Annotated in this window: 20 protein-coding genes, 1 tRNA gene and 1 other annotated feature; of the genes, 8 read left to right on the plus strand and 13 right to left on the minus strand. The window is 47.3% G+C overall.

Features of this window, described 5'->3' with window-relative positions:
• Positions 1-68: 68 nt before the first annotated feature.
• Positions 69-141, plus strand: a tRNA-Thr gene (locus tag ACO53F_RS08745).
• 114 nt (positions 142-255) lie between these two features.
• Here the strand turns inward: ACO53F_RS08745 and mscL are convergent.
• From mscL to ACO53F_RS08765, 4 genes are all read right to left on the minus strand, one after another.
• On the minus strand, positions 256-642 hold the full coding sequence (gene mscL, locus ACO53F_RS08750) for a large conductance mechanosensitive channel protein MscL (protein WP_485138120.1): 387 nt from the start codon (positions 640-642) through the stop codon (positions 256-258).
• A 74-nt stretch (positions 643-716) separates the two neighbouring features.
• Complete coding sequence (locus ACO53F_RS08755; protein ID WP_485138121.1) at positions 717-1,847, minus strand: NAD(P)/FAD-dependent oxidoreductase; 1,131 nt, start codon at positions 1,845-1,847, stop codon at positions 717-719.
• A gap of 64 nt (positions 1,848-1,911) precedes the next feature.
• A complete protein-coding gene (locus tag ACO53F_RS08760; protein WP_070756776.1) occupies positions 1,912-2,082 on the minus strand; it encodes a 2-hydroxymuconate tautomerase in 171 nt (56 codons plus the stop codon).
• An 18-nt stretch (positions 2,083-2,100) separates the two neighbouring features.
• Positions 2,101-3,267 (minus strand): aminotransferase class I/II-fold pyridoxal phosphate-dependent enzyme, encoded by a 1,167-nt coding sequence (locus tag ACO53F_RS08765; protein WP_485138122.1) that lies wholly within the window; start codon positions 3,265-3,267, stop codon positions 2,101-2,103.
• A gap of 183 nt (positions 3,268-3,450) precedes the next feature.
• Positions 3,451-3,687, plus strand: a binding site (T-box leader).
• 351 nt (positions 3,688-4,038) lie between these two features.
• On the opposite strand from ACO53F_RS08765, the gene ACO53F_RS08770 reads away from it, so the two are divergent.
• The 5 genes from ACO53F_RS08770 to ACO53F_RS08790 all read left to right on the plus strand — a co-directional run bounded on the left by ACO53F_RS08770 (position 4,039) and on the right by ACO53F_RS08790 (position 8,903).
• Positions 4,039-5,214, plus strand: coding sequence for a methionine ABC transporter ATP-binding protein (locus ACO53F_RS08770; RefSeq protein WP_485138123.1), 1,176 nt, complete (start codon positions 4,039-4,041; stop codon positions 5,212-5,214).
• Between the two features lie 77 nt (positions 5,215-5,291).
• Entirely contained in the window at positions 5,292-5,948 is a 657-nt protein-coding gene (locus ACO53F_RS08775) for a methionine ABC transporter permease (RefSeq protein ID WP_070756789.1), read from the plus strand.
• A gap of 29 nt (positions 5,949-5,977) precedes the next feature.
• Positions 5,978-6,814 carry a MetQ/NlpA family ABC transporter substrate-binding protein gene (locus ACO53F_RS08780; protein WP_485138124.1) on the plus strand — a complete coding sequence of 279 codons (837 nt, stop codon included), beginning with the start codon at positions 5,978-5,980 and terminating at the stop codon, positions 6,812-6,814.
• A gap of 26 nt (positions 6,815-6,840) precedes the next feature.
• Positions 6,841-8,046 (plus strand): M20 family metallopeptidase, encoded by a 1,206-nt coding sequence (locus tag ACO53F_RS08785; RefSeq protein WP_485138125.1) that lies wholly within the window; start codon positions 6,841-6,843, stop codon positions 8,044-8,046.
• A gap of 17 nt (positions 8,047-8,063) precedes the next feature.
• Entirely contained in the window at positions 8,064-8,903 is an 840-nt protein-coding gene (locus ACO53F_RS08790) for a MetQ/NlpA family ABC transporter substrate-binding protein (RefSeq protein WP_291453799.1), read from the plus strand.
• Positions 8,904-8,949: 46 nt separating this feature from the next.
• Here the strand turns inward: ACO53F_RS08790 and ACO53F_RS08795 are convergent, their stop codons facing one another.
• Positions 8,950-9,954 (minus strand): biotin--[acetyl-CoA-carboxylase] ligase, encoded by a 1,005-nt coding sequence (locus ACO53F_RS08795; RefSeq protein ID WP_485138126.1) that lies wholly within the window; start codon positions 9,952-9,954, stop codon positions 8,950-8,952.
• 173 nt (positions 9,955-10,127) lie between these two features.
• Here ACO53F_RS08795 and ACO53F_RS08800 point away from each other — a divergent pair, with 173 nt between their 5' ends.
• The gene (locus ACO53F_RS08800) at positions 10,128-11,174 is read left to right on the plus strand and encodes an alpha/beta hydrolase (RefSeq protein WP_485138127.1); all 1,047 of its coding nucleotides are present in this window, start codon (positions 10,128-10,130) and stop codon (positions 11,172-11,174) included.
• A 49-nt stretch (positions 11,175-11,223) separates the two neighbouring features.
• On the opposite strand, the gene ACO53F_RS08805 is transcribed toward ACO53F_RS08800, so the two are convergent.
• The 8 genes from ACO53F_RS08805 to ACO53F_RS08840 all read right to left on the minus strand — a co-directional run bounded on the left by ACO53F_RS08805 (position 11,224) and on the right by ACO53F_RS08840 (position 18,933).
• Positions 11,224-12,516 (minus strand): adenylosuccinate synthase, encoded by a 1,293-nt coding sequence (locus ACO53F_RS08805; RefSeq protein WP_485138128.1) that lies wholly within the window; start codon positions 12,514-12,516, stop codon positions 11,224-11,226.
• Between the two features lie 12 nt (positions 12,517-12,528).
• Positions 12,529-13,425 (minus strand): cation diffusion facilitator family transporter, encoded by an 897-nt coding sequence (locus ACO53F_RS08810; RefSeq protein ID WP_485138129.1) that lies wholly within the window; start codon positions 13,423-13,425, stop codon positions 12,529-12,531.
• 60 nt (positions 13,426-13,485) lie between these two features.
• A complete protein-coding gene (locus ACO53F_RS08815) occupies positions 13,486-14,436 on the minus strand; it encodes a C39 family peptidase (RefSeq protein WP_485138130.1) in 951 nt (316 codons plus the stop codon).
• A 217-nt stretch (positions 14,437-14,653) separates the two neighbouring features.
• On the minus strand, positions 14,654-16,000 hold the full coding sequence (gene glnA, locus ACO53F_RS08820) for a type I glutamate--ammonia ligase (RefSeq protein ID WP_485138131.1): 1,347 nt from the start codon (positions 15,998-16,000) through the stop codon (positions 14,654-14,656).
• Positions 16,001-16,042: 42 nt separating this feature from the next.
• The gene (locus ACO53F_RS08825; protein WP_306486499.1) at positions 16,043-16,393 is read right to left on the minus strand and encodes a MerR family transcriptional regulator; all 351 of its coding nucleotides are present in this window, start codon (positions 16,391-16,393) and stop codon (positions 16,043-16,045) included.
• A 178-nt stretch (positions 16,394-16,571) separates the two neighbouring features.
• Entirely contained in the window at positions 16,572-17,414 is an 843-nt protein-coding gene (gene citG, locus ACO53F_RS08830) for a triphosphoribosyl-dephospho-CoA synthase CitG (RefSeq protein ID WP_485138132.1), read from the minus strand.
• Positions 17,407-18,102, minus strand: a complete 696-nt coding sequence (locus tag ACO53F_RS08835; protein ID WP_485138133.1) for a GntR family transcriptional regulator — start codon at positions 18,100-18,102, stop codon at positions 17,407-17,409. The genes citG and ACO53F_RS08835 overlap by 8 nt, the downstream gene beginning before the upstream one ends.
• Before the next feature lie 87 nt (positions 18,103-18,189).
• Positions 18,190-18,933 (minus strand): MerR family transcriptional regulator, encoded by a 744-nt coding sequence (locus ACO53F_RS08840; protein WP_485138134.1) that lies wholly within the window; start codon positions 18,931-18,933, stop codon positions 18,190-18,192.
• A 104-nt stretch (positions 18,934-19,037) separates the two neighbouring features.
• On the opposite strand from ACO53F_RS08840, the gene ACO53F_RS08845 reads away from it, so the two are divergent.
• Complete coding sequence (locus ACO53F_RS08845) at positions 19,038-19,949, plus strand: DUF2268 domain-containing putative Zn-dependent protease (protein WP_485138135.1); 912 nt, start codon at positions 19,038-19,040, stop codon at positions 19,947-19,949.
• Positions 19,950-19,970: the final 21 nt, after the last annotated feature.

Below are 19,970 nucleotides of genomic sequence, written 5' to 3' on the forward strand. Positions count from 1 at the left end.
CAGAGCGCATGACTGTTAATCATGATGTCGTAGGTTCGAGCCCTACTTGCGGAGTATAATTTTATATTGCCGCTTTAGCTCAGCAGGTAGAGCGCATCCATGGTAAGGATGAGGTCGCCGGTTCAAGCCCGGCAAGTGGCTTATCAAGAAGTATCGTCAGATACTTCTTTTTTTATTTGCCCGATATATCATATATGATGTATTGGGCAATAGAAAAAAGAGCCATCTCTTGCGAGACAGCTCTAAGCGAAAGTCTTATTTTTCTTTCTTCAATTCGTTTAAGATGTCTTGTAATAAGTCTTTTTCGCTTGGACCTGCAGGTGGCGCAGGTGGGTTGATCAAGTCTTTGCCTTGAGCCTTCCCTAAAGCCTTTAAAGTCATGAATAACAAGAAACCAATGATAACGAAGTTAATAACCGCTTGTAAGAAGTTACCCACAGCTAGGTAAGTATTCCCAATGCGTAATGAGATACCAGAAACAGTAGCTTGACCAGTTACAGCAACGAGAATTGGCATGAAGATATCATTTACCAAACTAGTTACGATACTTGAGAAGGAACCCCCCAAGATCACAGCAACGGCTAAAGTTACAATATTGTCTTTGGCAATAAAGCCACGGAATTCTTCAAAGATTTTTTTCATTCGAAATTCCCCTCCTTTCATCTACTAATCATAACATGTTTAGACTAATTTGTGTAGTGAAAAAGGGCTAATTCTTAGACTTTTTTAATGTAGGACTCAATTGGATAAAGGCTTTGATCCAAGTCGCAATGTCCTTTGCTGACATGCTTGACCCATTGAGAACCTAGGAAGGGCCCACTTGTTAGACCGGAAGAACCTAGCCCACTAACGGCCCAAACAGAATTCAGTTCTGGGACAGGCCCTACTAATACAGCATAATCCGGTGTATAGGCACGTATGCCCACTTTAACCTGGTGGTAAGCAACTTGTTCTGACAAGAAAGGTAGCATGCTGCTAGCACGTTCCTGTAGTTCAGCCAATCTTTCGGCTTCAATATTTAAATCATAACCCCGGTCGTTCTCATGAGTAGCGCCAATAACGAGCTCGCCATTCTGGAAAGGAATGATGTCAAATTTACCGGGAGGCATGACCACCGGCCAAGTATTCCCCGCCCAGTCAGGTTGATAGACGCTAAAGAGTTGTCCCTTTTGTGGGCTAATGGCAACCTCATAGCCGAGTGGCTCTAAGATGTGTGGTAACCAAGCACCACAGGCTAACAAAATAGCATCGTAGGACTTTGTATCCTTATCTGGTCCTAAGACAGAAACCCGCTGATCACCATCAGCTACAAGCTGAGCTTGTCCATGAATCAGCTTGCCACCTAGTTTTGGAATCAAGCCATGAAGTTCTTGAATGAGAGCTGCACCATCCAGTCGCGCCCCACCAGAGACAAAACTTGCTGGATAAGAGGTCTCTAGGAGTGGAAATTTATCCATGGCTTCTTGAGCGGACAGACTAGTCAGGTTACCAATTGAAGGAGAAGCAGGTCTGCGTTCTTGCGCGCGCTCCTGGTCACGCCTTAGAGAGCTTTCATTTTTACGAACCAGTAAAGCGCCAACCTCTTGGAAAATTAGATCGGTATTCAAGCCATCTTCAGCCAAATCCGCCATGAATCGCCGGTAAAACTCAGCTCCTTGAGAAACCAGATAATACCAGGGTTTGTTACGGCGCAAAGTAAACCAGGGACAGATAATGCCTGCGGCCGCCTTGGTTGCTTGGCCGGTGCCGTCTTCATAGAGGGTGACAGTGTGGCCTTCTTTGAGGGCATAGTAGGCCGCTGTCGCTCCGACGATTCCGCCCCCAATAATTGCAAGATTCTTCTTCATCTTAGTGCCTCCTTCAATTAGCTAATGGTAAAGGCTGAGGAATTACCTCAGCCAGTCTACCTGTCTATTTAGGATTGTGGAAATAGTTTTCTTTCTTCATGTCTTGAAAGACAACGTGAATGCGTTCGGTAGGCGCACCACTATGTTTGGACACGACCTCAATAATTTCTTTGGCCATGGCTTCTTTGGCTTGAGGGCTACGACCTTCTAATAGTTCAACGTGGATAAATGGCATAAAAGCTCCTCCTTAAGATTATTTAGTCTTTTCTTGGGTAAAGGCTTGAATTCGATTCATGGCTTCTGCCAATCTTTCTAGGCTGGCAGCATAGCTGATACGGAAGTAGCCTGATCCGCCAGGTCCAAAAGACTGGCCAGGGACTGCCCCAACCTTAGCTTCTTGAGCCAAGGCCAGACAGAAGGCGAAGTCATCACCTTGGAACCAGTCGGGTACTTTAACGAAGAGGTAAAAGGCGCCTTCTGGAAGCAAGGTTTGGTAGCCAATCTCGCGGAAACGACCAATCAGGAATTGGCGGCGTTGGTCATAGGCTTGACGCATCTCATGAATACTATCATCACCTGAATGGTAGGCAGCAATAGAACCATATTGTGAGACGGATGGTGGCGTATTGACGGTTGCTTGGTGGACCTTAAAGATTTGGCTCAGATAGTCCTTAGGCCCTGCTATAAAGCAAGAACGCCAACCAGTCATGGCATAGAATTTAGAGGTCCCGTTAATCAGAATGGTTCGCTCAGGAGCTAGTTCCGCCATGGAAACATGCTTATCAGAATAGGTAAGTTCGCTATAAATTTCATCAGAAACAATCATGAGGTCATATTGGCGGGCCACATTGGCTAGAGCCTCTAACTCTTCACGACTATAGGTAACGCCGGTAGGGTTGCAAGGATGGTTCAAGAGCAGAATCTTAATCTCAGGATGGCTATCTAACTGAGCCTTAAGTTCTTCTGCCTCTAGCTTAAAGTTACTATGGCTGACATCGTGACGAATGAGTTCTGCCCCAGCAAGACGAACTTGCGTTTCGTAGATAACATAGTTAGGTGCAGGCACAATGACTTTTTGGCCAGGGTTAAGCAAGCCAACCAGACTAGCAAATAAAGCTTCGGTTGCCCCCACGGTTACGATGATTTCTTCTTCGGGACTGTAGTGGAGTTCATAGTGACGCTCTAGAAACTCGCTAATAGCTTGGCGCAAGGCTAAGAGACCACGCGAATGGGTATAGCCGTTCAGGTCTTTGCGGATAGCCTCAATGGCGGCATCCTTAATGAAATCGGGTGTTGGAAAGTCTGGCTCCCCGATGGTGAGGGGGATTAAGCCTTCGATTTTGCTGATTTGATCGTTAAAACTACGGATAGGGCTCGGCTTAATGGCGAGCAGGCCTTGGTTGACTTGTGGCGTTGACATCTGATGAGCACTTCCCTTTCTTCCTTAACTTCTATCTATTAGTTTATCATACATAGACCGACATAATCTAGAGCATGGTGAAAAAAGTCCAAGTAAAAATGAGAAGAACTCACCTCTTCATCAGAATTTTATCATAAAAGGCTTGACTTTTAGCTGAAATCTGGGTATAGTAGAGGCATATCTGAAATATCGTTGAACAGAAGAGTAGTAAAACTAGCGATTCAAGAGAGGTGCCGGCAGGTGGAAGGTACTATCGAATAGGTTATGAAGATGGTCTGGGAGATAAATACGCCGATAGGTAGGTGTGTTCGGGTCATTCCCCCGTTACCAGGAATACCAGTTACGCTGTAAGGCCAGCTGGGTAGAGGGAAGCATAGGCTTCTGAATAAAAGGTGGTAACACGATCACATCGTCCTTTTACTAACAAGAGTTAGTAGAGAGGGCTATTTTTTTTAAGATAAGATAATGCGATGAAATAGTAAGTAAGGTCGCCTCGCCTTCACAGAGAGCTTCGGGTGGTGGAACGAAGCAAGGCAACGACATGAAAATGGCTATGGAGCGAAGATTTTGAGTGGCTTAAGCTGATTCAAGTCTCGGTGCGACCGTTAAAAGCAAAGAGTATCAAATCTGGATACTCGCTAAGGGGCAATATGTGAGTATTGCCTGAACAAGAGGTGGTAACGCGTCATGACGCCCTCAAGGTAGGCTCTAGGCCGCCTTGGGGGCTTTTTCTAACCCACCCATGAGCCTTGAAATAAGGAGGAATTATAGGTGATAGAATTAAAGAATATCTCTGTCACATTTAGACAGAAGGACCGCCAGGTCCAAGCAGTCAAAGACGTTGATTTGACAATCGAAGAAGGCGATATTTACGGAATCGTCGGCTACTCTGGTGCCGGGAAATCCACCCTGGTCCGGGTCATCAACCTCTTGCAACGCCCAACAGGCGGGCAAGTGACTGTTGGTAAGGTAGCACTTCAGGGTCTGTCCGGTCGACGTTTACGTGAGGAACGTAAGAAAATCGGCATGATTTTCCAACACTTCAACCTCATGCACAGTCGGACAGTCTTCAATAACGTGGCTTTCCCACTCCAGTATGATGGTGAGAACTTCCGCAAGTTTGGCCAGCATGTCGGTCAGGCCTTGGCCTTTTGGAAATGGTCTGGAAAGGCCGGTGAGAAGTTGACCGCACCTTTCAAGTTCTGGTCTCAAGTTCGCAAGGAACGTCGGCAAAAAGTTCTAGACTTACTTGAACTAGTAGGGATTGCTGACAAGGCAGAAGCTTATCCGAGCCAATTATCTGGCGGGCAAAAGCAGCGGGTGGCGATTGCGCGGGCCTTAGCTAGCAATCCTAAGATTCTACTCTGTGATGAAGCAACCAGTGCTCTCGACCCTAAAACAACCTTGCAGATTTTGGACTTGCTCAAAGAATTGAACCAAAAACTAGGTTTGACCATCGTCTTAATCACTCACGAGATGCAAGTAGTCAAGGAAATCTGTAACAAGGTAGCCGTAATGGAAAATGGGGAAGTCATTGAAGCCGGATCAGTTGTGCCAATCTTCAGCCAACCAGCCCAAGCTCTAACTCGCGACTTCATTCGGACCGCAACCCATGTAGACCAGGCCTTAGCTACCATTCTCAGCCAGCCTAAGTTCTCTCAACTTAAGGATGATGAATGGTTAGTAGAATTGTCCTACTTAGGCGACGAAACCGATGAGCCATTGATTGTGACACTCTACAGTCTCTTCAATGTCACCGCCAACATCTTGCATGGTAATGTCGAGATTATTGATAATACGCCAATCGGGAATTTGATTGTCACCTTGGCAGGGGCAGAAGCCGATAAGGAAGCTGCCGTCGCCTACATCAAAGAACAAGGTGTCAACCTTAAGTTCCTCAAGCGTCCACACAGCGCCAAAGACTATAAGGGAGGTGCAAAAGACTAATGGCAACATGGTTAGCAGAATTTTTAGATAAGCTTGGCACTTGGAGTAACCAAGCTTGGGCTAGTTTAGAGCCCATCATGCCAAACGTGGCTAAAATTCCTAAGGACTTTTTAGAAGCCACGCAACAAACCCTTTATATGACCTTCTGGACGGCTCTCTGGTCTGGTATCTTCGGGATTTTACTTGGCGTGGTTCTGGTTGTCACCCACGACGGAGGCATTCTGGAAAATCGTTGGTTCTACCGAATTCTAGATCAACTGGTCAACATTTTTCGGTCCATTCCCTTTATTATCTTAGTTGCTCTCTTAGCGACAACCACTCGCTTCTTAGCAGGTACGACAATTGGTTCCAAGGCGGCCTTGGTGCCACTGATTGCAGGGGTTATTCCCTTCTTCGCTCGTCAGGTCGAAAACGCCCTCTTAGAAGTCAATCCTGGGGTTGTAGAAGCCGCTCAAGCCATGGGAACCAGCCCATGGGGCATTATCTTCCGCGTTTATCTCAAAGAAGGTTTGCCAGGTATCGTCCGCGCGTCAGCCCTCACCTTAATCAGCGTAATTGGTTTAACCGCCATGGCAGGTGCTGTCGGTGGTGGTGGTCTAGGGAACCTAGCTATCTCTCGTGGTTATAACCGATTCCAGACAGATGTCACCTTGATGTCGACCATCTTGATTTTAATCTTGGTCTTCATCACTCAATTTATTGCTCGACGCATTGAAAAGCGCGTCACCCACTAATTAACTAACAATTTTAGGAGGAACACTCAATGAAAAAATGGATTAAAACACTTGCTGCAATTATCACCCCAGTTAGCCTAGGGATTAGCGTCCTAGCACCTGCCACTTCTGCACAAGCAGCAGAAAAAGTTAAACTTGGTTTAGTCGGTGACGACACCCGAGTTTGGGACAACGTTAAAGAACGCTTGGCCAAAGATGGCATCGAGCTTGAATATGTTAAGTTCACAGAATACAGCCAACCAAACGCGGCTTTGGCTGATGGCTCAATTGACCTCAACGCTTTCCAACACCAAATTTTCTTGGATAGCTACTTACAAGAGCATAAGGATCAAGAATTAGTTTCTATCGGGAATACCGTTAACGCACCATTAGGGGTTTACTCTAAGAAAATCAAGGATATTAAAGACTTGAAAGAAGGCGACACAGTGGCGATTCCTTCTGACCCAACGAACGGCGGTCGTGCCTTACGCCTCTTGCAAACAGCAGGCTTAATCAAAGTAGACGAAGCAAAAGGTTACAAACCAACCGTTTCTGACATTAAAGAAAACAAGCTTAACCTTAAGATTCAAGAGTTAGATGCTTCCCAAACTGCTCGTGCTTTAGATGACGTGACGGCTTCCATCATCAACTCAGGGGTAGCAGTCGATGCAGGTTACACTCCATCCAAAGATGCCATCTACTTAGAGCCAGTTGATAAAAGCTCAAAACCTTACGTGAATATTATCGTGGCGCGTAAGAAAGACGCAGAAAATGCCACTTACAAGAAAATTGTAGAAGCTTACCAAACGGAAGATACTAAGAAGGTTATCGAAGAAGTTTCTAAAGGTTCACTCTTACCAGCTTGGGAAACTTTCGGTGCTAAATAAGCCTTGAAATAAAAGGAGGTGGGCCAATGATCCAGGCCTACAAAGATAGAATTCGCGCAGTTGTGGCGGAAAAATTAGCCACTTACCAAGACCATGCCAAGGCCATTTATGAGCGACCTGAGGTCTGCAACACAGAATACTTTGCTTCTGATTTACTGGCTAAGCAATTGCGACAAGAAGGGTTCGAAGTCACCCAGAACATTGCAGGTCATGAGACTGGCTTTGTCGGGGTCTACCGGGCAAACAAGCCTGGTCCTGTCTTGGCTTTCCTAGCCGAGTACGATGCCTTGCCAGGTATTGGCCACGCTTGTGGGCATAACCTCTTTGGTAATTACTCACTCTTAGCGGCCGTAGCCCTCAAAGCCGTCATCGATGACCTAGGTGGTGAAATCCGAGTATACGGAACACCTGGAGAAGAGGGTGGAGAGAACGGTTCTGCCAAAGGTTCCTATGTCAAGGCAGGTTTCTTCCAGGATGTCGATGCCGCCCTTTGTGCTCATCCAGCCCACAAATTTGCGCCAACCTTACGGCTCTTGGCTAATGCGCCAGTGGACATTGAATTTTTTGGTCGGGCTTCGCATGCAGCGGGGGCACCGGAAGCGGGCATTAACGCCTTGGAGGCTTTGATTCAAGTTTTTAATTCCATTAATGCTTTACGCTTAAATCTGACCAAGGATGTCAATATTCACGGTATTATCACCAATGGCGGGCAGGCTGCCAATGTCATTCCGGAATATGCGTCAGGTCGCTTCTATCTCAGAGCCGCTGAGCGCAAGACCTTGGAAAGTGTCTACCAAAAGGTAGAAAACATTGTCAAAGGAGCGGCTCTAGCAACGGGATGCGACTACAAGTTTGGCCTCTTCCAGAACTGGGTGGATGACGTGGTACCAACGCCACTCTTCGACCAACTCTTCTTCCAAGAGGTTGCCGATTATGGTATTGATGAGTCCGAAATCGAAAGAAGCAAGCGTAACTCGCTAGGTTCTTCTGATGTCGGCAATGTCTCTCAAGTTGTGCCTACCATTCAACCTACCGTATCCATTAGTGACAGCCCAATTCCTGGCCATTCCGAGGAGTTTAAAGCCGCAGCAGGTAGCCCTAAGGGTTATGCTTCCATAGCGGTGGCTGCTAGCTTGTTGGCTAATACGGCCTTAGCGCTACTATTGGATCCGGAAAAACTAGCGGCCATTAAGGCCCAGCATCAATCATTGACACAAACAAATAATAATTAATAAAGGAGTCATGCAATATGAAAAAGTTTGTTAAAAAATTAGGGGCTCTAGCCCTTGCAGCAGGTTTGGTTTTTGGGGCTAGCTTCCCAACTGCACAAGCAGCCAAAGAATTTGAAGGCCAAAAAGTAAAAGTTGGGGTTGTCGGTGAAGCTGACAAGGAACTCTGGCAAGCTGTAGCAGAAAAAGCGAAAAAAGATGAAGGTATCGAAATCGAAATTACCAATTTCTCTGACTACAACTTACCAAACGCGGCAGTAGAAGACGGGTCATTGGACCTCAACGCCTTCCAACACATTATCTTCTTGGAAGAATGGAACAAGGCTAACAAGGGGAAAGTTGTAAATATCGGCTTCACTTATGTAGAACCGCAAGGTATTTACTCAGAAAAAGTTAAATCTTTGGATGAGTTAAAAGCTAAAGATGGTGCCAAAATCGCTATTCCTAACGATGTGACCAACCAAGGTCGTGCCCTCTTGACCTTAGAATTAGCAGGTTTGATTGAAGTAGACGATGCTAAAGGTATTTTAGCTAGCGTTAGCGACGTAACCAAGAACGACAAGAACATCAAGTTCGAAGAAGTGGACGCTTCTCAAACAGCACGCAGCTTGAAAGACGTGGATGCAGCGGTTATCAACGGGAACTACGCAGCAGATGCTAACTTAACCGTTAAAGACGCTCTCTTCGTTGACGCAACTGACAAGGCAAAATTGAAAGATGAGTACAAGAACATCATCGCCGTTAAAGAGTCTGAAAAAGACAACAAACTCTACAAGAAAGTCGTAGAAATCTTCCAATCAGACGAAATCGCTAAGAAGATTGAAGAATTAAGCAAGAACTCTAAGATCCCAATGTGGTAATCTAAATGATAAAAAAATCCCGCATCTTATGATGCGGGATTTTACTTTAGTCGAGATCATCAGCGAATTGTTGACTAGAAAAATGAACTTCTTGGCTGAAGAGGGTACGGATTTGACCGTGAGGGTCTTGAATCAAGAGGTGGCCCTGGTCGGTGATACCTTGGATAATACCGGTGAATTCTTGTCCTGCTTGTTGGTAGCTGACTTGGCGCCCGACGCCCAGTAGGTGTTCTTCATAGTGGGGTAGGTAGGTTTTGTTAGAGAGGGTACGGATATAGTAAGCCAGCTGCTTAAGGAAGTCGTGGATGACTTGGTTGGGATTGAAGTCGGCCGGCATTTCCTGGCCAAAGAGAGTTCCTGCAACAGACTGAGTTGAGGCTTCCGCTTGACTGAAGTCGCCACTTAAGTTGAGGCCGATGCCAATAATAATCGAGGATAGGCTACGACTTTCAATATCGGTCGTTGCTTCTGTCAGGATTCCACCAATTTTACGACCACGACAGAAGAGGTCATTAACCCATTTGATACGCAGCTTTTGTCCACTGGCTGCTTCCAGAGCAGCAACCATGGCACTGGCAGCTAGCAGGGTGTATTGGGGTACTTCTTCTAAATCTGTCACTTGGGGTTGGAAGACGATCGATAGATAGAGACCGGAGGCAATATCGGAGTGGAAATGGCGACCTGACCGACCCCGCCCTTGAGTTTGTTTGCGAGCGATGAAGAGGCCGGCTTGGCCAGGTGCTTGAATGGCAAATTGTTTGGCTAGGTCATTGGTTGAAGTAACACTGTCATAAAGGGCGACCTGCAGCGATTCAAAAGGTGCATCCAAGTCGCGCTTGATTTGCTGGGCATCAAGGGCATGGCTGACTCTCTCTAGCAGATAGCCCTTCTTGCTTAGGCTGGCAATCTGATAGCCTTGTTGGCGTAAGCCTTCGACAGCCTTCCAGACAGCGGTCCGAGACAAGCCCAATTGGTCTGCCAAGGCTTGACCAGAAATAGGCTGGCCATTTTGCTCTAGTAAGACCGCCAAAATTTCATCTTGTGTCGACATCATGTGACCTCCTCATCTTCGATAATCCTAGTCTAGCAAATGTCAGGTCCTGGGTCAATTTTTGCCCACTTAGCTTGAAAATAGGGCTAGCTGGACCTATAATGAACTTGAGAGGGGAAGACGGGCAAGTCATGCTTCCCATTATGAAGGATAAACTAAGGAGAGTCTTTCCCATGAATCTTATGAAGAAGCTAGTTCCTCTGCTAGGGGGCCGTCACCAACTGGGGCTGCCAGGAGTTCGACACTATTTGGCTTGGCGCTATCCTCAGGTTAATCCAGATTTGCGTTTTCGGGGTTGGATGACGGATATCTTAGTTGACTTCAAAAAGCCAGAGGACCTGAAGGCCTATAATGAGACAGGCCTTACGACCTTCCGAGTGCCCTTGCCTCAGGATCCGGACCTAGTCGTCGAAGAAGTGAAGATTCCCAGTAGTCAGAATCCTAATTTAAGTGCCCTTATCTATCGATCTAAGCAGCCACGTCCCCAAGCGACAGGCTTGCTGTGGCTTCATGGAGGTGGCTACGCCCTGGGGCATCCGGGTTTAGACTTACCCTTTATTCGGCAATTTGTGCTAGAGACTAATACAGTGGTAGTGGCTCCTGATTATCGACTGTCTGCTCAGGAGCCCTACCCGGCATCCTTAGAAGATGCCTATGCTAGCCTAGTTTGGCTCAAGGAAGAAGCAGCCCTACTAGGCGTCAATCCTGACCAACTCTTTGTGGGAGGGCCTAGTGCTGGCGGCGGCCTCACCATTGCCACGGTTCTCTATGCTAGAGATCGGGGTCAAGTTCAAGTGGCCTTCCATATGCCCATTTATCCAATGATTGATGACCGTCTATCGACAGAATCGATGAAGGGCAATCGGGAAATGATTTGGAACGAAATCAAAAATCGAGCGGGCTGGCAGCTCTATCTAGGAGACCTCTATGAATCTAAGGAGGTGCCCATTTACGCGGCACCCTATCGGGCATTAGACTTAAGAGGTATGCCACCCGCCTATACACATGTGGGAGATTTAGATCCCTTCTTGGATGAAACGCTAGACTATATGAAGCGACTGCAAGCTGCGGGCGTAGCGACCACGTACCGCGTCTATCCGGGTGCCTATCATGGCTATGAGGCTTTCGACTGCCCCTTGACGCGTCAGACCATGTCAGACTGGTTAGCAGCTTACAAGGAAGCTATAGCCCAGTACTTTGCGCCACAAAAAGAGCCATAAGCACAAACTCCCCCGTCTGTCATCAGATAGACGGGGGAGTTTTCATATATTAGCTGCGCCATACGCTTTCTAAAATCATGGTTTGTTCGCGGTCTGGACCTACGGACAAGGTGGCAATTTTAGCCCCCACTAATTCGCTAATACGACGGACATAGTTTTGGGCATTCAAAGGTAGGTCTTCCAAACGACGACAAGAAGTAATATCTTCAGTCCAACCTGGTAATTCTTCATAGACAGGCGTACAAGATTTTAGCAACTTGAGGCTAGCTGGATAGTACTCAATCACTTGACCATCTGGTGTCTTATAAGCGGTACAAATCTTAATGGTCTCTAAGCCAGTCAGAACATCGATGGAGTTAAGGGAGAGGTTGGTAATGCCTGATACTCGGCGAGAGTGACGCATGACAACAGAGTCAAACCAACCCACTCGACGTGGACGACCAGTAGTAGTCCCGTATTCACGGCCCACTTCGCGAATTTGGTGGCCAATTTCATCGAAGAGTTCAGTAGGGAATGGGCCATCCCCAACGCGAGAGGTGTAGGCCTTGCAGACACCAACGACGCGATTGATACGGGTTGGGCCGACCCCACTCCCGATAGTGACCCCACCAGAGACGGGGTTAGAGGAAGTAACGAAAGGATAGGTCCCTTGGTCGATGTCCAACATGACCCCTTGAGCTCCTTCGAAGAGGACGCGCTTGCCTTGATCCAAGGCATCGTTCAAGATAACTGAGGTGTCGGTCACATATTGTTTGATTTCTTGACCGTATTGGTAGTACTCTTCAAAAATATCTTTAAAAAGCAGGGGCTCGGCGCCATAAACGCGTTCAATAAAGAGGTTCTTCTCTGCCAAGTTAGTCCGTAGGCGTTCTTCAAAGATTTCACGGTCTAATAAGTCGGCAATCCGAATTCCAACCCGAGCAGATTTATCCATATAGGCTGGGCCAATCCCTTTGTTAGTAGTCCCAATCTTGTTATCGCCTTTAGAGGCTTCTTGGAGCTTGTCCAAGACAATATGGTAAGGCAAGATAACATGGGCACGTGAAGAGATGCGAAGATTATCGGTTGAGACACCTTCGCCATGTAGGTAGGCAAGTTCTTCTACGATAGACTTAGGGTTAACAACGACGCCATTGCCGATGACGCTGATTTTGTCAGGGGAGAAAATCCCGGAAGGAATGAGGTGTAACTTGAAGGTTTTGCCGCCAAACTGAATGGTGTGGCCAGCATTGTCGCCACCTTGGTAGCGCGCGATGACTTCGGCATTCTCGCTTAGGAAGTCGGTAATTTTCCCTTTACCTTCATCGCCCCATTGAGTTCCTACAACAACAACTGATGACATAAACATACCCCTTTACTGATTGAGATTGGTTTGGAAATATGGTTCGACATGGACATCGACATCATACACATTATAATTATACGCTAAAATCTGTTCGATTTCCTCTGTTATGTGATGAGATTGAATAACTGAAAGATGACCGTCAATTAAAACCGTGATATCCACGTGAACATACTGGCCACAGAGACGAGCGCGAATCTGCGGCACTGCACGGATTTGAGGGTGTTTGAGGACGATGGCGCGGTAGGCTTCTAGTTCTTCTTGGTCGAAACCATCTGATAATTCAAAGGTCGAATCTTTGAAAATGGTATAGGCAGTATGAAGAATAATGGCTCCAATGATGAGGGCTGTCAGAATATCTAGCCAGGCTAAGCCTAGACTTGAAGCGGCAATGGCCACCATAGTAGCAAGTGTCGTCAAAAAGTCACTGAAGAGATCCTTGGCACTGGCCTTGAGGCCCATGCTTTGAGTTTTCTGGGCCAAATGATGGATATAGCGTTGAGTTATGAGCAAAATGACACTGGCAGCAAGTCCCACCCAAAGAGCTTGGAGGTCGGGTGCCATATAATCCTGGGCTATAAAGCGTTCTGCTGAAGATTTGATGACTTCTAGGCCGACCGTAAACATGATGAGTGAGGTGGCGAAGCTGGCCAGGGGTTCAAATTTGGAGTGACCAAAATAATGATCCTCATCTGCTGGTTTGCGGGCAATTCGAAGGCCAATAAAAATCAAAATCGATGAGATGATGTCCGTTAAGTTGTTAAGACCATCGGCTCTGAGGGAGGCCGAATGGAAGAAATAAGCAGCGCCTAACTTGAGGCTCGAAATAATTAGGTAGACCATTATACCGACTAGGGCCCCGCGGGCGGCGATTTTAAGTTGTTGGTTTTGTCTGTCGCTTGCTTGCATAGTATTCTCCTTCACGCGATAATGCCAAAAAATCAGGAGCCTTAGCTCCTGAAATGATGCTTATTTGGATAGGGCCCAATAGTTGACCCCTTCTTCCATCATGGTTTGGGCTGGAATAGCCTTGATGCTGAACATTTTGCTTGGGTCATCATTAGGGTCGTTGACATAGACTTGGCCATCTTGGTAGCCACGAATGACAAGGATGTGGCCAGTTTCAGTGAAGAGGCCTGGTTTAACCGTCGCGACAATGGCTTGGCCTTGGTTGACAGCCTGCATGGCTTCTTCAAAGTTATTACCAAAATTGGTGAACTGATAATTGAAGGATTGAGCGAAGTCATAGAAAATATTCCAGGAAGTTCCTTGGTTGTGGACATAGTAATGGTCCTTGCTCCAATCCAAAATGGTCTGCGGTGTCACCGTAGCTTGCGGATTATAGTAGGCATGAATCATAGCCAAGGAGAGGATAGCACAGCCATTTTCGCCCAATTGGCGAGTGGTGTCCGTTCCGTATTGGAGGGTCCGCCATTTAGGGTCTTTCTGCAGATAGAGCGGAATGTCCAGTTGTTTGACGCCCTGCAACTGGCTGACTTGGGCCGGTTTTTGCGGCAGGAAGAGATAGCCTAGCTCGCTGATATTTTGGCGGTGCTTGTTGATGGCAGCCACGATGTCAGACTGGGCATTAAGTAAGTCGCTCTGATAGTCTTGGTTTTGGATATCTTGCAAGACTTCAGAGAGCTCGTCCTTAGATAGGTTGTGAACTAGGGAATCATCCGATAGCTGCAAAGGGACCGTGTTGAAAGGTGCAGACTCCGACTCACTGGACGACTCCTGTGTGCTAGAGGTCACTTGGCTACTTTGGTCCTGAGCAATATGTTCTTGGCCAGCCACTTGGTTATTCAATTTTGATGCCTGATGCGTATTTTCCTTGAGGAAAACGACAATCGCCGTCCCGCAAATCAAGAGCAAGAAGAAGGTAACAACGGCAATCGTATTCTTACGACGTTTGCGCATAGGGCCAGCTCCTTTGGTTAAGTAATCAATCATAAGGGAAGTATAACAGAGAAATGTAAGAGAAATATGAATTTTTTGGCAAGAAATCAAAGAATTTCTCCGATACAATCCTTAGTTATTGTATCAAACCCTGGCCCATAAAGCACCTATTCTGGTTGCCTGTTACAGAGACTTAATAAAGAGAGGCTGGGTGTTACACCAGCCTCTGACTTATTGCTTAGTAGTTTTTGAAGTATTGCTCCAGTTCCCATTGGGTGACTTGCTTTTGATAAGCGAAGTATTCAGCTGTTTTCTCAGCGATGAAGTTTTGCGCGATGTGATCACCTAAGGCTTCCAGAATGACAGGCTCTTTCTTGAGCTCTTTGAGGGCCGCACGTAAGGAACCAGGTAGATCCTCTACCCCTTCCGTTAGGCGCTCTTCACGGGTCATGGTGTAGATATTACGGTCTACAGCAGAAGGTGGCATAATCTTATCTTCAATACCCTTGAGGCCGGCTGCCAAGAGGACAGACAGAGCCAAGTAAGGATTGGCGGCTGGGTCTACACTACGCGCTTCAATCCGAGTGGAGTTACCACGAGCCGCTGGAATCCGAATCAGAGGTGAGCGGTTTTGACCTGACCAAGCCACGTAGACAGGCGCTTCGTAACCTGGTACCAGCCGTTTGTAGGAGTTAACCAGCGGGTTACAGATAGCCGTGTAGGCGCGGGCATACTTGAGCAAGCCGCCGATGAAGTAGAGGGCGGTTTGGGATAGTTGGTCTTCTGTGTCAGGATCGTAGAAGGCATTACCTGATTCATCAAAGAGGGACATGTTACAGTGCATCCCGCTTCCCGCAATACCGAAGATAGGCTTAGGCATGAAGGTGGCGTGTAAGTTGTGGCGACGGGCCACGGATTTGACGATGAGTTTGAAGGTTTGGATATTGTCGGCAGAACGGAGGGCGTCTGCATATTTCCAGTCGATTTCGTGTTGGCCAGGACCTACTTCGTGGTGGCTGGCTTCAATTTCAAAGCCTAGAGCTTCTAGTTCTAAGACGATGTCACGACGGCAGTTCTCGGCCAAGTCGTTAGGCGCCAAGTCAAAGTAGCCGCCGTTGTCGTTGAGTTGCATGGTAGGCTGGCCTTTTTCATCTAATTTGAAGAGGAAGAACTCTGGCTCTGGACCAATATTGAAGGAAGTGAATCCTAAGTCTTCCATGCGTTTAAGGATACGCTTGAGGTTGCTACGAGGGTCACCTTGGAAAGGTAGGCCGTCCACGCTGTTGACGTCACAGATTAAGCGGGCAATCTTGGTGTCACCGGCACCTTCCTTCCAGTTGAAGACTAGCCAAGTGTTGTAGTCAGGTACCAAGTACATGTCACTCTCTTCAATCCGGACGAAGCCTTCAATCGAAGAACCGTCGAACATCATTTTGTTGTCTAAGGCCTTTTCTAATTGGGAGACAGGCACTTCAACGTTTTTGATGGTTCCGGTAATATCGGTGAACATGAGGCGGACATAACGAACATTGCGTTCCTTGGCGTCTAGTAAGATACTTTCTTTGGTCCATTGAGTGGTTGGCATGGAAATCCTCCTTTGATAGTAGGCTAGTCAGTCTAGCCAGACTTAGCGAAATCGACCTTGGATGTCTAACTCATCCCATAAAATCCGACGAACATCTTGGTCAGTCAGGGGTTGACTGGTAGTGGGATGCCCCATATGAGGGCGCTCGGCTTCTGTTTCGAAGCGGCGTTTAATGCCCTTCAGGGTCATGCCTTCCTCGAGCAGGTCACTAATTTCCAAGAGCCGATCTACATCGTTGAGGGAGTAGAGTCGGCGATTGGTTGAGCTTCTGCCCGGCACTACCAGACCGAAATCTTCATAATGCCGAATTTGCCGGGCGGTCAATCCGGTTAGGGTCATGACGGTTCCGATGGGAAATACGGCGAGAGATTTGCGGAATTCTTTGGCTGCCATAGTTGTCACCTTCTTTTATCATTTATGATTATAGGGAAAGTCAAATGAGGGGTCAACTGCATCCTGACCTCTTATGTTAGATAATATGACAAACGTTCGGATTCTGCAAGCCAGAACCCTAGATAGCTCTTAGAACAAAGAAAAAGCTCGCCAAGTTGGATTACTTAGCGAGCGCGGATTAAGCGGATGGAATCAGTGTGCAGAAATAGCCTAAGGCCAAAAAGTCTGCACTGCCGCCGGGGCTGAGGTGGCGTTCGATGAGGACCTGGTCATAGGCCGTGAGCCGCTCTTCGAGTTGGGTCAAGGATAAGTCAGGAAGTTGGCTTAAGAGTAGACTCATTTCGCCTTGAACCTGGGCCAAGGCGGTCAGTCCACCCCGGTGGAGTAGGTTGCCATCTTGGACAGTAGCCATTAAATAGACTAGGGCTTGCAACCAAAGTTGGCGTTGATCCAGACCTTGGCGCTGACTGACAAAGGGCAGGAGGCCTTGGCGTAAGACGGGATAGCCTGCTGCTGCTTCACCCCGAACCCCGGTAATACCATGTTCCAAGTAAAGTCGTTCGCCATAAGAGAGGGAGGATTTCTGAGACAAGTGGGCAAAATCCTGAGTTACGAGCTGCTGGGTCATGGCCTCAATTAAAGCCCAACTAGCGCCTAAGTCTCCCTGACAGGCTCCCAAGGCACCTAATAGGAGGGCAAAGGAAAAATTGGCCCCCTTATGGGTGTTGACACCAGCGGTGGCGGCTAACATGGCGGCTTCGGCTTCTTGCCCTAGGTGACGTAGGGCTTGGAAGAGTTGATCAGGCGCCCCCGCATGCGCTTGGCCTAACTGGACATAGCCCTTAAAATAAGGCCGTAAGGCCTCAATACTAGCGTTGAAAGTCTGGGGCGTCATATCGTCATGTGCCCCATTGGACCAAGGATCAACTAAGCCAGGCTTAGGCGCCAGTTGCACTTCAAAAGCCAGTGCTTGGCAGGCTAAATCTGCCAGATAATCACAAGAGAGCGTCTTATTAGTCAATGTGGAGTTTCTCCATTTGCTTGAGGATGAAACGCAGGGACCGATCCAGATGCTCGTGGGTAATGAGGGTAATCTGATCAATATCGTGGTTGCACATACCACGGTAGATTAACCAGTGTTCTTCTAAGGCTGCGCTCCGGCGTTGGGAAGAGCGAATGGATAGGTCGCGGAAATAAATAACATAGGTCCGCAGCTCAGAGACGATGTCCCGCAAACGGGTCATCTGGCTCTTGGCATAGATGAAGTCATTAAATTTGGTGAAGTTAGCTAAGACATCATCCACACGGTTGGCTTGATTGAGTTGCTCGCACTCTTCCAGGATAGCTTGAAGTTCTTGGAAGTCTTCGGGTGTCATCAAAGTCATGGCCTTGATGGTAGCCAAGGTGTCTAGGGCCTTACGAATATCGTAGATTTCGAGGGCGTCCTTGATGCTGATGCCTTTGACAATAATGCCAATCTTAGGAATATGTTCTACTAAGAGCTCCTTGGTTAATTCTGTTAGGGCATAGCGGATGGGCGTCCGACTAATATTGAGAGCAGTAGAGAATTCCTTCTCATTGATCCGCGTGCCAGCTGGGATTTGGCCCAAGATAATCGTCTTACGAAAGGCTTCGTAGAGCGAAATCTTGAGGGGTTTATTCTGAGTAATATCTAAGTTGCGTTTGACCGCCTCGATAATCGCAGACATAGGGATTCTCCTTTTCTTTTTGATGTCATCATGTCCATTATACCTAAAAATAGGGACTTTAGCCAAGCGAAGGCCTTGTTAGGGCCCTTAGGATTTAGCGTGGCGGACAAAATATTGGATAGCTTGACTGACGAATGCTGCTAAATCGGGAGCAAAGCGATTGAGATTGTGGCGAAAATCAGGATTATCTTGATAGTTTTGCCCAATGTAGCCGAAGACGGTCAGGGAGCAGTCAAAGGCATAGGTATTGAGGAGACGGTAGAGTTCTTGACATAAGCTTTGGACAGGCTCCGACTCGATTGAAAGTCCGGCCTCAAAATGCTGAGCCCATTGGCGAAAGACCGCATTGAACTTCTCGGCGACCTCTATTTTCTGCCCCTCTTGGCGCTTTTCAGCCTCAATCATGACGTCTAGGCCGTAATCTTGTCGCGCTTGGCTAACATAGGGTAGCATATCTGGATAGCTAAAACCGCGAAATTGCGCTTGTGGTGATAGGGACTGGCCTGCTTTTTTCGCTTGGATGCTAGCCGTTAAGGTTTCTATTAAGGTGTCTAAACGTTGGCGCTCTGATTGTAGTTGAGTCAGCTGTTGCTCCAGAAGTTGGAGGAAATTAGTGCTATTAGCTTCTAGCAACTTGCCAATGTCCTCTAGTGAGAGACCTAAGTATTTATAGTAGAGGATGAGCTGGAGACGCTCCAAATCTTCTTCTTGGTAATAGCGGTAGCCATTGGCCTCTTTCTTAGCTGGTAAGAGGCCAATGGCATCATAGTGGTGGAGTGTTCGAGGGGAAACTCCAGCTAACTGGGAAGCTTCTTTGACCTGATAAATCATGCCTGCTCCTCCTTTTTAGTAAAATCTAGTATTTAGTATAACATAGGGCTTGACCCTAACGTAAGGTTAAGGTGTAGACTAATAGAGAAAAAGGAGGAATTAGGATGAACTTAAAGATCATTCGTACAGATCAAGTCTATCGACAAGTCTTGACCTTATCCCCAGAGCAGGGCGAAGCTTTATTCAGGAAGGAAGTTTTAGCGCCTTTTCGGGGGAAATTTGCCCGCCAGGGTTTAAGTATAGAAGCTGGACAGGGGGCAGATGCCTTGCAGATTCTGAGCTTGGCTAATCTAACGCCCTTTAACCTAAGGTCTGAGCATAGTGCGGATATTGAAGCACTAGACGATTCAGTTTATCAGGAGCTAGAAAAAGCTTTCCATCTGGCCATTGACAGTTTCGAACAGGCAGGAATCCACCCACCATGCAAAGAATATGTCTTAGCGATCTTGCTAGGCAAGGCGGAGAGTCCTGTTATGCGACTCAATGATAATTATCTGGGTGAAGGCGGGATTCCGGGCTACATCTTCTTGTCCTTGGTACCAAGCCAAGAGACCTTGCGACGTTTGCCAGCGGCCTTGGCCCATGAATGTAACCATAATGTGCGCTACCAATTTGTGGATTGGCAACAAGGGGCCCTGAAGGAGCTTATGGTGGCAGAAGGCTTGGCTGAGAACTTCGTGCTAAAACTCTATGGTCCCGACTATCTAGGCCCATGGGTGACCAAGACCGATTTGGCGACCTTAGACAGTCTAATCAAGCCCAAAATCAAGGCTAATCTTGATATCTCTAACCTCTATGGGGCCGCTCCTTATCTCTACGGGGATGAATTGACTCAAGTGCAAGGGGGGCGCCCAGTCGGTCTGCCCTATGCAGCGGGCTATAGTTGTGGCTATCACTTGGTGCGCTACTACCTTAAGAAGACAGGCCTGAGTGTCGAAGAAGCCAGCTTGAAGACAGCTGATGAGATCTTGGCTCAGGTACCAGAATTCTGGGAGCAGCCAACTTCCCAACTCTAACCAAACAATCTTGCTTTGCTA

The organism is Abiotrophia sp. (assembly GCF_057275535.1).